Genomic DNA, 12836 nt, shown 5'->3' with positions numbered 1-12836 from the left:
TTCCGTCTCTCAGAGGATGCCCACAATCGTCTCGTAGAGCGACTGGATCGTCGTCGCGCTACCGATCAGCAAGACGAGTCCCGCCGCGACGAACGCGGCGTTTTCGTACCACTCGATATCGTAGAACCGGTTGACGGCGCCGATGAGCGCGAAGACGGTCACCGGCAACCCGATCGCGCCGTTGACCGCGGGCATGATGATGGCCATTTCGACGGGGCCGAAGCCGGTGTAGACCAGCAGCGGGAGAGCGGTCGCCGCCGAGACGGTGATCAGTCCGATGACCGTGCGGCGGAACCGGAAGTCGCCGAACACGGTGTGGGCGCCCATCGATTGGGGGATCATGAACCCGGCGCCGAACAGCGTCCCGGTCGCGGACGTGATGCTCGCGAGGAAGACGGCGATCATGAACACGAGGAGCGCGCCCTGGCCGATGATGTCCGCCAGCGGCTGGCCGGGGCCGGTCAGCGTCATATCGCCCTGGGCGAGGGTAACCGCCGAGACGATCATCACGAAACTGCCGATCAGCAGCGTCGTCGCGATGCCGGCGGCGTTGTCCCGGCGGTACTTCCAGACGTCGGTCCACTCCTTGGTCGGCTGGATGCTCGACTGGATGAAGAAATTCGGCCAGTAGACGGTCGTTCCCAGCAGCGCGATGACCGTCGTGAGGTAGCCGATGTCGCTGTTCAGCGCGGGCTGTAGCCCGGCGGCGACCGACTGCCACGGCACGTCGAGGCCGGCCAGTAGGAGGCCGTACGAGCCGAAGACCGCGAAGACGGCGGCCGCGATCGCCGCCTCGATGCGGTCGTAGACCTTCAGCTGGACGATCGCGATCCCTGTGCCGCCGGCGAGGACGATGCCGACGATGACGTTGTCCAGTCCCGGCAGGAGCCACGCCAGCGCCGCGCCCGCGACGGCGTAGTTCGAGACGGCCCACAGCGCCGACATCAGCGAGATCGCGATCACGAGCGCTCGCCCGCCGATCGGGACCGCGTCGACGATGTAGTCCGCCAGCGGTTCGTCGGCCACCGCGAGGCGGGCGCTCATGTCGTGGAGTGCGATGTCGATGAGGAAGGCCAGCGGGAGCACCCACAGCAGGGAGAAGGCGAAGTTCGCTCCGGCGTCGGCGAGGATATAGACCGATCCTGCACCGAAGACGTTCGCAGCGAATAGTACGCCCAGCCCGTACCGATAGAGGGCGCCGTGGATCGCCTCGCCGCCGGGAACGGCGTCGACGACCGCGGACGTCGAGGACGACGCCGACTTCTCACTCATTCGCGACCACCTCCGCAGTCCCGGTCATTGTCGCCTCGAGCGGACAACGATCCGACGTCGACTGCGGACTCCCGACGGCCGGCCGGTCAGGCCGGCGTGATCGAAAAGGGGTACTCGTACACGATGCCGTCGTTCGAACGGATGCACGTTTCATGTGTCAGTACGCGAGAGACGCACCTGTCGTCTCCCGTCGGAACCGAGCGCGATCGCATGCGCCGATTCGACGAACGCGTCGCGTGATTCGCCTCACTCTATCTGGGAGCGTCCAGCAAGGAGAGTCGCCAGCCGGCAGATGAAGGCGGCATATCACGCCGCTGCGTGGAGCCGGCCAGGGTCGCTGGCGCGAGAAGACTATCTCCGCGAACTCGTACACCGCCAGTTCATCGCGCTCGAGCGACCCTGTCTACGGAACTCGAGACGCCGTCGCGTCGCCCGCCTCGAGCGGGTGATAAACCGCACAGCGCAATAGCAACTGTTCGTGCCGAGACGGTGGCGTGCCTCGAGCGGACCACAAACGTCTTGCCTCCGGCGGAGCTACGAAACGTGTCAACACGCCAATGACGAGTGAGTCGACGGATCTCGAGGGCGTACGCGGGGCCGACCGCAGCGACGCCGTCGGAAGCGATGCCGACCTCGAGTCGGGAGCGGCGGACGACTCCGCGACGCGCGACCGAGAGGAACCCGCGCTGGCCGTCGAGGGGCTCTCGAAGACGTTCGGGAGCGGGGACGAGGCCGTTACGGCCGTCGAGGACGTCTCCTTCTCCGTCGCGCCGGGCGAGGTGATCGGACTGCTCGGCCCTAACGGCGCCGGCAAGACGACCACGATCAAGTCGATTCTGGGACTGCTCCTCCCGGACGAGGGCGCGGTTCGGATCCACGGAATCGACGTCTACGACCGCCCCAGAGCGGCCTACGATCACGTCGACGCCATGCTCGAGGGGGCGCGCAACGACTACTGGCGACTCACCGTCCGGGAGAACCTGCGGTACTTCGCGGCGATTCGGGGCCGGAACCCCGACGCCCTCGCCGACCGCCACGAGGAACTGCTGGAGCGACTCGACCTCGCCGACAGGGCCGACACGCCGGTTCGAGAACTCTCGCGCGGGATGAAACAGAAGGTGTCCCTCGCGAGCGTCCTCGCGGGGGACGTCTCCGTGGCCTTCCTCGACGAACCGACGCTGGGGCTCGACGTCGAGAGTTCGCTGACGCTCCGGCGCGAACTCGTCCGGCTCGCCGACGAGCGGGGCCTGACGCTCGTGGTCTCGAGTCACGACATGGACGTCATCGAGGCCGTCTGCGACCGCGTGGTCATCATGAACGAGGGGCGGGTCGTCGTCGACGACACCGTCGAGAACCTGTTGGCGGCCTTCGAGACTCAGGGGTACCGACTCACCGTTCGCGGCGCCGACGAGTCGACCCTCGCCGCCCTCCGCGAGCGCTTCGACGTGACCGACGTCGAGCGCCTCGAGGATCGGACGCGGTTCGCGGTGGCGGCCGACTCCGAGACGTTCTACCGGCTGACCGACGCGCTGGAGGACCACGGGCTCGAACTGGTGGCGGTCGACACCGTCCAGCCCGATCTCGAGGACGCGTTCGTCGAACTGACCGGTGGAAACGGAAACGCCGAACCGAACCGCGAGAGCGACGAGCCTCACGAGGGTGCAACGCGATGAGCGTCGATTCTCGGCCCGGGCGGACGGGCGGCTACTACCACCTGCTGCGGGCCGTGGTCGTCCGCGATCTACTGATCTGGGTCCGCTATCCCGTCAACGCGGGACTCCAGCTGTTCATGAACCTGCTGTTCTTCGGGATGCTGTTCTACGGCGGGACGCTGCTGGCGGGCCAGGCGATGGCCGACTCTCTCGAGGGGCTGATCGTCGGCTACTTCCTGTGGACGCTGGCGACCGGCGCGTACTCGGGGATCGTCAACGATATTCAGGCCGAGGCCGGCTGGGGGACCCTCGAGCGCCACTTCGTTACGCCCTTCGGCTTCGGACCGGTGGTCCTCGCCAAAGCGGTGGCAATCGTCTTCCGAACGTTTCTCACGTCGGCGGTCGTCCTCGCGGCGATGTTGTTGGCGACCGGAACGCGACTCGACGTACACCTGCTGACCGTCGTCCCCGTGGCGACGCTGGCGATCGCCTCGACGCTCGGCCTCGGACTGGCCATGGGCGGGCTGAGCGTCCTGTACAAGCGGATCTCCAGCGTGGTCAACCTCCTCGGCTTCGCGTTCGTCGGGCTGATCTCGGCGCCCGTCTTCGACGTCCCGTGGCTGGCCGCGCTGCCCCTGGTTCAGGGGAGTGCGCTGCTCCAGTCGGCGATGCGAAGCGGGGCTCGGCTCTGGGAGTTCGACCCCGCGGCGCTCGCTGTCCTGGTCGCCACGGCCGTCGGCTACCTGGCGCTCGGCTACGCCGTGTTCGGACTGGCGACGAGGCGCGCGCGACGGCTGGGCGTCCTCGGGGATTACTGACCGCCGGCCGCGTCCCAGTTTCGAGGCGGTCGTCGTCGGCGAATCTTTCCGGTTCGCTCGTTGAATCGGCGACGGAATCGCGGCTCCGCGAGTCGTCCGCCGCGTCGCTTCGCTCGAAACCAGAGACAATTGCCACCTCCAAGCCGTGTGTCAAGAATTCTTATATATGGGGGCCCCTTACCCGAGGTGAAGGTCTCCCACGACCAGAGAACCAATGCAAGGGCAATCCCAACAGCAGGCCTACGACCGCGGGATCACGATTTTCTCCCCGGACGGACGCCTCTACCAAGTCGAGTACGCTCGCGAGGCCGTCAAACGCGGCACCGCGAGCGTCGGTATTCGCACGCCGGACGGCGTCGTGCTCGCAGCAGACCGTCAGGTCAGTTCGTCGCTCATGGAGCCCTCGAGCGTCGAAAAGATCCACAAGGCCGACAACCACGTCGGTATCGCGAGCGCCGGCCACGTGGCCGACGCGCGCCAGCTCGTCGACCTCGCGCGACGACGCGCGCAGGGCGAACAGCTCCGATACGGTCAGACGATCGGCGTCGAGACGCTGACGCGGGCCGTCACCGATCACATTCAGGAGTACACCCAGACCGGCGGCGCGCGCCCGTTCGGCGTCGCCTTGCTCGTCGGCGGTATCGACGACGGCGAGCCGCGCCTGTTCGAGACCGACCCCTCGGGGACGGACTACGAGTGGCAGGCCGCCGCCATCGGCAGCAACCGCAACGAGATTCAGGAGTTCCTCGAGGAGAACTACCGCCCCGACGCCGACCTCGAGTCGGGCATCGAGCTCGCGCTCCGCGCGCTCGGCGCGGCCGACGACGAGCCGGTCGACGCCGAAAACGTCGACCTCGCGACGATCGATACGGACGACGAGACGTTCCAGACGGTCTCCCAGGAGCGACTCGAGTCGATCGTCGCGGAGATCGACCAGCCGGACGCGGAGGAGAGCGATGAATAACTGGAGTCAGGGATCGACCCCGCAGGGCTCCGATCCGTCGCCGTACGCGCCCGAACTGGGCTCGCTCCCCGACGGCAGTCAGAGCGACGACCACGGCGACACCGTCAACAAGACCGGAACGACGACGATCGGCATCACGACCGACGAGGGCGTCGTCATCGCGACGGACATGCGCGCCAGCCTCGGTGGCCGGTTCGTCTCGAACAAGAACGTCCAGAAGGTCGAGCAGATCCACCCGACCGGCGCGCTCACGCTCGTCGGCTCGGTCGGCGGCGCTCAGTCGTTCATCCGAACGCTGCGCGCCGAGGTCAACCTTTATGAATCCCGGCGCGGCGAGCCGATGCCTATCGAGGCGCTGGCGACGCTCGCGGGCAACTTCGCCCGCGGCGGCCCGTTCCGGGCGATCAACCCCATCCTCGGCGGCGTCGATGAGGAGGGAAGCCACGTCTACAGCATCGACCCCGCCGGCGGCGTGATGGCCGACGACTACACGGTCACCGGCAGCGGGATGCAACTGGCCTACGGGCTCCTGGAACAGGAGTACGAGGAGGGTCTCTCGCTCGAGGAGGCGCAGTCGGTCGCGGCCCGCGCGATCGAGAGCGCCGTCGAGCGCGACACCGGCTCCGGGAACGGCGTCTTCCTCGCCGCGGTCACGGGCGAGGGCGTCGACATTCAGGGCCACAACGACTTCGACGCGGTCATCTAGGGACGACCGCGGCGGTTTCTCTCGTCGTCGCGGTTCGCTATTCGCCCCGCCAATCGCCTCGCGCGCGAGCGCGTACACGTGACTTTTATTAGTGCCGGGCGGCTATCCGAAAGCAGGTTTTACATGTCCCAGGAAAGCGAGTACGGCGCAGGCCAAATCCAGGTCTTAGAAGGCCTGGAGGCCGTGCGGAAACGGCCGGCGATGTACATCGGCTCTACGGATTCTCGAGGTCTTCACCATCTAGTCTACGAGGTGGTGGACAACTCGATCGACGAGGCACTGGCCGGTCACTGCGACGACATCACCGTCTCCATCAACGACGACGGATCGGTGAGCGTCGCCGACGACGGCCGTGGCATCCCCGTCGACACACACGACGAGTACGACCGCCCCGCCCTCGAGGTAATTCTCACGGTCCTCCACGCCGGCGGCAAGTTCGACAACAAGTCCTACCAGGTCTCCGGTGGACTCCACGGCGTCGGCGTGAGCGTGGTCAACGCCCTCTCCGAGCGACTCGAGGCCGAGGTGAAACGCGACGGTTCCGTCTTCCGCCACGCCTTCGAGGCGGGCGAGCCCGTCGGCGACATGGAGCGCGTCCGCGACATGGAGCCCGACGAGGAAACCGGCACGCAGATCCGATTCTGGCCCGACACGGGCATCTTCGAGTCCGGCGAGTTCTCCTTCTCGACGCTCTCGAACCGGCTTCGCGAACTCGCCTTCCTCAACTCGGGCGTCCACATCACGCTCCGCGACGAACGCGAGGAGGCGACCGAAGGAGACGACCTCGTCGAGGAGACCTACGAGTATCAAGGTGGCATCCGCGAGTTCGTCGAGTACCTAAACGAGACGCGCTCGGCGATGCACGACGACGTCATCTACTTCGAGGCCGAGGAACAGAACATCCAGGTCGAAGTCGCGATGCAGGCCACCGAGGAACTGCAGGGGTCGATCCACGCCTTCGCGAACAACATCAACACCCGCGAGGGCGGGACCCACCTCACCGGCTTCAAGACCGCGCTGACCCGGACGGTCAACGACTACGCGAAGGACAACGACATGCTCGGCGACTTAGAGGACAACCTCAAGGGCGAGGACATCCGCGAGGGCCTCACCGCCGTCATCTCGGTCAAACACCCTGATCCGCAGTTCGAGGGGCAGACGAAGACGAAACTCGGTAACTCGGAAGTGCGGGGCATCGTCGAGAGCTCGATGCACGAGGGGCTGGGCACCTACTTCGAGGAACACCCCGACACCGCTCAGGCCATCGTCACGAAGGCCGTCGAGGCCGCGAAGGCCCGCAAGGCCGCCCAGAAGGCCGAGGAGCTCACGCGGCGGAAGTCTGCCCTCGAGTCCACGTCGCTGCCCGGAAAGCTGGCCGACTGCCAGACCAAGGACCCCGACGAGGCGGAACTGTTCATCGCGGAGGGTGACTCCGCCGGCGGCAGCGCCAAACAGGCCCGCAACCCCGACTTCCAGGCCATCCTCCCCATCAAGGGAAAGATCCTCAACGTCGAGAAACACCGACTGGATCGCATCTTAGAGAACGACGAGATCCGGAACATGATCACCGCCATCGGCGCGGGGATCGGCGACGAGTTCGACGTCGAGGACGTCCGCTACAAGAAGATCATCATGGCGACCGACGCCGACGTCGACGGCGCCCACATCCGGACGCTGCTGTTGACGTTCTTCTACCGGCACATGCGCCCGCTGCTCGAGGGCGGCTACGTCTACGCGACCCAGCCGCCGCTGTACCGCATCCGGTACCGCGGCGAGACCTACGACGCGATGACGGAGGCCGAACGCGACGAGATTGTCGCGGAGAAATGCGACGGCAACCCGTCGCAGGTCCAGCGGTTCAAGGGACTGGGTGAGATGAATCCCCAACAGCTCTGGGATACGACGATGGACCCGGACAACCGGATTTTGAAACAGATCACCATCGAGGACGCCGCGGCGGCGGACAAGATGTTCTCCGTCCTGATGGGCGACGCCGTCGAACCCCGAAAGCAGTTCATCAAGGACAACGCGCCGGAGGCCGAGTGGATTGACATCTAACGACCGACCTTTTGCTCTGCGGGCGCGCCGGAGGCGCGCCCTCGGCAAAACGTCGATGAAAAGCACTCCTCGCTCCCGATGGTCGCTCGTCGGCCCGCTCGCGAGTTCGCGCAGCGAACTCGCTCACGGATGCAGTGCTTGACAACCAACCCACAACCAAGGAACACACGGAATCCAATGACACATGAGCTCAGACGTACCCGATCCGACTGACGTACAGGCACGAGCGGTAGAGAACGTCCGCATCGAGGACGAGATGGAGCAGTCGTATATCGACTACGCGATGTCCGTCATCGCGGGTCGCGCGCTCCCGCGCGTCGAGGACGGCCTGAAACCCGTCCACCGGCGCATCCTCTACGCGATGCACGAAATGGGCGTCTCGAGCGGCTCCTCCCACCGCAAGTCCTCCTCGATTGTCGGGGAGACGATGGGTGACTACCACCCTCACGGCGACAGCGCGATCTATGACACCTTGGTCCGCATGGCCCAGGACTTCTCGATGCGCTATCCGCTGGTCGACGGCCAGGGGAACTTCGGCTCGATGGACGGCGACCCGGCCGCCGCCCAACGGTACACCGAGGCCCGGATGTCCTCGATCTCGGAAGAACTGCTCTCCGACATCGACAAGGACACCGTCGACTTCTCGGCGAACTACGACGACCGCCTGCAGGAGCCCGACGTGCTCCCCGCGGCGTTTCCGAACCTCCTCGTGAACGGCTCCTCGGGGATCGCGGTCGGGATGTCGACGAACATCCCGCCACACAACTTGGGCGAGGTGATCGACGCGACGATCGAACTGATCGACGATCCCGACGCGACGGTCGAGGACCTGATGGACCACGTCAAGGGCCCCGACTTCCCGACCGGCGCGAACATCGTCGGCCGTGACGCCATATACTCCGCCTACAAGACCGGCCGCGGTCGCATCCGCGTCCGCGCCGAGTTCGAGGTCGAGGAGTGGAAGTCGGGTCGCGAACGGATCGTCGTCACCGAACTGCCCTTCCAGGCCAACAAGGCTCGCCTCGTCGAGCGCATCGCTGAGGACGTAAACGAGGGCGAGATCGAGGGCATCTCGGACCTGCGCGACGAGTCCGATCGCGACGGCGTCCGCATCGTTATCGAACTCAAACGCGGCGCGAACACCGAGGTCGTCAAGAACCGCCTGCTCGAGAATCACTTAGAGCGAACCTTCGGCGTCATCAATCTCGCGCTGGTCGACGGCCAGCCGCGGGTGCTCTCCCTGAAGGAGACCCTAGAGGAGTACGTCGCCCACCGCCGCGAGGTCGTTCGCCGGCGCAGCGAGTACGACCTCGAGGAGGCCGAGGATCGAGCCCACATCCTCGAGGGACGGCTGACCGCCGTCGAGAACGCCGACGACGTCGTCGAACTGATCCGCAACAGCGAGACTCGATCGGACGCGAAGGAGAACCTGCAGGACGCTTACGACTTCTCGCAGGATCAGGCCGATCACATCGTCCGGATGCAACTCGGGAGCCTCACCTCGATGGAGACCACCGAGATCGAAGAGGAGTACGAGGAGGTCCAGGCCGAGATCGAACGCCTGAACGCCATCCTCGAGAGCGAGGAAGAGTTGCTCTCGGTCATCAAGGACGAACTCCGCGGGATCAAGGAGGAGTACGGCGACGAGCGGCGTACCTCGATCATCGAGGACCAGGGGACGGTTACCCACGAGGACCTCATCCCCGAAGAGGAGGTCTTCGTCGTCATGACCGAGGACGACTACGTCAAGCGGATGCCCATCGACCAGTTCGACCCCCAGGGTCGAGGCGGCAAGGGCATCATCGGCGCGGACGTCAAGGAGGGCGACCGCGTCTCGACGGTGTTCCGCGCGAACACCCACGACTATCTCCTGTGCTTTACCAACCAGGGGAAGGTCTACCAGCTCAAGACCTACGAGATCCCTGAGATGGGCCGGACCGCCCGCGGTAAGTCGGCGGTCAACATCCTCGATCTCGACCCCGGCGAGGACATCACGGCCATCGTCGACACCGACGCCTTCGGCGACGGCGAGTTCGTGACGATGGCCACTCACCACGGCTACGTCAAACGAACCGGCGGCGAGGAGTTCGACAACATTCGCTCGACGGGGATTATCGCGGCCGATCTCGAGGAGGGCGACGAACTCGTCGACGTCGAGGTCACCGACGGCTCGCAGGATCTGGTCATCGCCACCGAGGGCGGCATGACGATCCGCTTTGACGAGGACGAGGTCCGCGCGATGGGCCGCAACGCCCGCGGAGTCAACGGGATCAAGCTCCAGGACGACGACGCGGTCGCCGGACTGGTCGCGACCGACGAAGCGGACGGCCAGGCCCTGTTGACCGTCACCCGGAACGGGTACGGCAAGCGGACCCGACTCTCGGAGTATCGCACCCAGTCGCGGTACGGCAAGGGACTGATCGACATCAAGACGGGCGACCGAAACGGGCCCGTGACGGCCGTCAAGGCGGTCGACGACGACGATCAGCTGGTGATGATGAGCGAGGACGGGCAGATCGTCCGGACGCGCGTCGACGAAATTTCGACGGTCGGGCGCAACACGATGGGCGTGATCGTCATGGACGTCGAGGACGGCGACGCGGTCGCCAGCGTCGACGACATCCCGGCGGCCGCGACGGGCGACGTCGATGCGGACGCCGATGCCGACGCTGACGTTCCCACTGACGCCGAAGAGAACTGACAGCCGCAGCCGGTAGCCCGGCCGGGTATCGACCCCGTCGAACGCGATAGGACCGTCGCTATTTTTCGTCGCTCGAGCGACCGTCGCGAGTCGCGACTCGATGCGCCGTCGTGCGACAGAACATCACGCGAGCGGGCGGGTCGCTGGAACGCGAAGAGAGCGAAAAATATCGAGAGCGATCGTCGGTCGCCGTTAGTGGGACGGCTCTTCGGCCGGGGCGACCATGTCTTCGATCCGCAGGATGAGGATGTTGTTCGTGTCGTCCTTGCCGTCGACGCGGCCCTCGATGAGGAGTTTCGACAGCGGGGTCGGGCCGACGGTGACGGCGTCGTCCTCGTGGATCTCGCCCATCGAACCCTGCATGTGGATCTCGGCGCGGCAGAGTTCGGGGTGGTGGACGCTCGAGAGGTCGATCTCCTCGACGATGACGTCGTCGATGGGTTCGCCCTCGTGTTCGATCGGGACCGAGGCCGGGTCGTCCATCTGCTGGATCTCGAGAGCCTCGTAGGCGGAAGCGGTGGGTTTGTACCCTCCTTTGGGGCCGGGGACGCCCTCTACGAGTTGGAGGGCTTTGAGACTCTGCATCTGGTTACGGATCGTCCCGGGGTTGCGGTCGACCTGTTCGGCGATATCCTCGCCTTTAATCGCGGCTTCGGACTCCTTGTGCAGATTCGTCAGTGCACGGAGGATTTTCTTCTGGCTGGGGGTGAGTTCGATGGATGACATACTGAGTTGTTCGTAATTGATTTCCTTAAACCCGACGGGTGAGCCGGGAGTAACGCGGTGATTCCGTCGTTCGAACGCGCCCTAGTAAGGTGTTTTGTTTCGCCGATCGACGGCCGGACGCGTTCGCCGGTCCGTCCGGCCGTTCAGCCCGCGACGAGCCACGACTCGAGGAGGCCGACGAAGACGTCCTCGAGGAGGAACATGAGGGCGAATCCGACGGCGAACGTCGCGGTGTTGGTTCGCGTAAAGACGGCCTCGGCGTCGAACCGGATGAGGTCCGCCACCTCGATGAGCACCTGGGCGATGGCGCCGACGGCGACCGCATAGCAGAGCACGGCCAGCAGCGGCGAGCTGACGAAGCTCCCGAGCCAGCCGCCGAGCACGACCGGGCCGCCGGCGAGGACGCCCATGAGGGCGAAGTGACGCCGCAGCGGCGTCGATCGGTCTCGGACGACCGCGCCGACGATCGTCGGTCCCTCCGTCACGTTGTGGATCACGAACGCCAGCACGAGCAGCGTGACCCGGGTCGCGTTCCCCTGGACGAACGCGACGCCGATTCCGAGCCCCTCCCCGAGGCTGTGGAGGCCGAGCGCGAGCGCCACGAGGTAGGCGATCCGGAGGCCGCGATTCTCGTGACTGGCCAGCTCCCGCTGTCGCCACTCGCCGGCGGCGGACATCGCGAGGAACGTTCCGCCGAGCCCGACGACCACCAGCGCGGCGGCGAGTGCCGTCCGGTCGGCGGCGGCGCCGTAGCCGACGATCCCCTCGAACATCTCGAGGGCGATGAACGCGAGGACGCCGGCGGCGAGCGTCATGAAGCCGTGGAGATACCGGGGGTCGAGCTCCCGGATGATCGGGAACCAGCACATCCCGATCAGGACCGGAACGATGCCCGCGATCGTGCCGATGATCGTGACGGTCCAGAGGATCTCGAGGGTCGTCGCGCCGTCGCTGACGGCGAGCATCTCGAACGGCGAGGTGGTCGCGAGAAGGGTGACGATCGCGCCGAGAACCGCCACCGGCCCGACCGCCTGCAGCCATTTCGGCACCGTCAATGGCGATGGCCGAGTCACGACTCGAGGTCACCTCTGCCGGCGCCGTCGTCGCGAACTCGACGCCTCATCGAAAGACGATTAGAGAAGGCTAAGATTATAGCTTTTCCACGAAATATCCGTTAGATCCAATCTAATCGAGGGAGAGAACGGTGGTTCTAGTGTACGTGCATCCACAACAGTAGACTATTGCTCGACTTCCGGAGGCTCGGTAACGCGGACATGGTGGGCGATGGACTCGGGGAGGGAGACGTCGGCGTCGTGGTCGCTCGAGCGGGCGGTGATCATCCCGAAGGGAGCGACCTCGACGATCTCGAGTTCGACGCCGGGTCTGACCCCGTGCTCGGCGAGATAAGAGAGGACGTCGGCGTCGCGGTCGGCGACCTCCTCGACGATCACGGTGTCGCCCGCCGAGAACGAGGTGACGGATTCGCCCTCGGGACGTTCGGGCGGCTCGAGGTCGGCGCCGGGGATCGGCGCTCCGTGGGGGTCGACCGACGGCTCGCCGAGGACGTCCGCGACGCGGGCCTCGAAGTCCTCGCTGATGTGGTGCTCGAGTCGATCGGCCTCCTCGTGGACCTCTGCCCAGTCGTAGTCGAGGTGTTCGGTGAGATAGGCCTCGAGCAGCCGGTGGTGGCGGACGACCTCGAGCGCGACGGTCACGCCCTCGTCGGTCAGGGTGACGCCCTTGTACTTTTCGCGGTCGACGAGCCCGCGCTCCTCGAGTTTGTCGAGCATGCTGGTGACGGTCGGCGACGTGACGTCCAGCTCGTCGGCGATGGCTGACGTCTTGATCCGGTCGTCGGTCTCGCGCTGGAGCTGATAGATCGTCTTGAGGTAGTCCTCCATCACGTCGCTCAGCATCATCGTGGTCGGATTTAGACGGG

The 12836-nt window shown here is 65.8% G+C and carries 11 protein-coding genes; 7 read left to right on the top strand and 4 right to left on the bottom strand.

Going from position 1 to position 12836, the window contains the following annotated elements:
• Positions 1 to 9 precede the first annotated feature (9 nt).
• Entirely contained in the window at positions 10 to 1272 is a 1263-nt protein-coding gene (locus tag HTUR_RS11235) for a divalent metal cation transporter (protein WP_012943440.1), read from the bottom strand.
• A gap of 27 nt (positions 1273 to 1299) precedes the next feature.
• Here HTUR_RS11235 and HTUR_RS11230 point away from each other — a divergent pair, with 27 nt between their 5' ends.
• The 7 genes from HTUR_RS11230 (at position 1300) to gyrA (ending at position 10171) form a co-directional block, all read left to right on the top strand.
• Positions 1300 to 1512, top strand: coding sequence for a hypothetical protein (locus HTUR_RS11230; RefSeq protein ID WP_049941704.1), 213 nt, complete (start codon positions 1300 to 1302; stop codon positions 1510 to 1512).
• 317 nt (positions 1513 to 1829) lie between these two features.
• Positions 1830 to 2945: an ABC transporter ATP-binding protein gene (locus HTUR_RS11225; protein ID WP_012943439.1), complete on the top strand. Its 1116-nt coding sequence runs from the start codon at positions 1830 to 1832 to the stop codon at positions 2943 to 2945.
• Positions 2942 to 3742 carry an ABC transporter permease gene (locus HTUR_RS11220; protein WP_012943438.1) on the top strand — a complete coding sequence of 267 codons (801 nt, stop codon included), beginning with the start codon at positions 2942 to 2944 and terminating at the stop codon, positions 3740 to 3742. The genes HTUR_RS11225 and HTUR_RS11220 overlap by 4 nt, the downstream gene beginning before the upstream one ends.
• A gap of 214 nt (positions 3743 to 3956) precedes the next feature.
• Positions 3957 to 4706, top strand: coding sequence for an archaeal proteasome endopeptidase complex subunit alpha (psmA, locus tag HTUR_RS11215; protein WP_012943437.1), 750 nt, complete (start codon positions 3957 to 3959; stop codon positions 4704 to 4706).
• Positions 4699 to 5412, top strand: coding sequence for an archaeal proteasome endopeptidase complex subunit beta (gene psmB / locus HTUR_RS11210; protein WP_012943436.1), 714 nt, complete (start codon positions 4699 to 4701; stop codon positions 5410 to 5412). The genes psmA and psmB overlap by 8 nt, the downstream gene beginning before the upstream one ends.
• Before the next feature lie 123 nt (positions 5413 to 5535).
• On the top strand, positions 5536 to 7470 hold the full coding sequence (gyrB, locus tag HTUR_RS11205) for a DNA topoisomerase (ATP-hydrolyzing) subunit B (RefSeq protein WP_012943435.1): 1935 nt from the start codon (positions 5536 to 5538) through the stop codon (positions 7468 to 7470).
• A gap of 184 nt (positions 7471 to 7654) precedes the next feature.
• Complete coding sequence (gyrA, locus tag HTUR_RS11200; RefSeq protein ID WP_012943434.1) at positions 7655 to 10171, top strand: DNA gyrase subunit A; 2517 nt, start codon at positions 7655 to 7657, stop codon at positions 10169 to 10171.
• Between the two features lie 192 nt (positions 10172 to 10363).
• Here gyrA and HTUR_RS11195 read toward each other — a convergent pair whose 3' ends face one another.
• From HTUR_RS11195 to HTUR_RS11185, 3 genes are all read right to left on the bottom strand, one after another.
• Positions 10364 to 10897, bottom strand: coding sequence for an Rrf2 family transcriptional regulator (locus HTUR_RS11195; protein ID WP_008894829.1), 534 nt, complete (start codon positions 10895 to 10897; stop codon positions 10364 to 10366).
• A 143-nt stretch (positions 10898 to 11040) separates the two neighbouring features.
• On the bottom strand, positions 11041 to 11946 hold the full coding sequence (locus HTUR_RS11190) for a ZIP family metal transporter (RefSeq protein WP_012943433.1): 906 nt from the start codon (positions 11944 to 11946) through the stop codon (positions 11041 to 11043).
• Positions 11947 to 12135: 189 nt separating this feature from the next.
• Complete coding sequence (locus HTUR_RS11185; protein ID WP_012943432.1) at positions 12136 to 12816, bottom strand: metal-dependent transcriptional regulator; 681 nt, start codon at positions 12814 to 12816, stop codon at positions 12136 to 12138.
• Positions 12817 to 12836 lie beyond the last annotated feature (20 nt).

The sequence above is a fragment of the Haloterrigena turkmenica DSM 5511 genome (assembly GCF_000025325.1).
Lineage (GTDB): Archaea > Halobacteriota > Halobacteria > Halobacteriales > Natrialbaceae > Haloterrigena > Haloterrigena turkmenica.
Note: the sequence above shows the minus strand (reverse complement) of the source record. Positions and strands in the feature narration are given on the sequence as shown.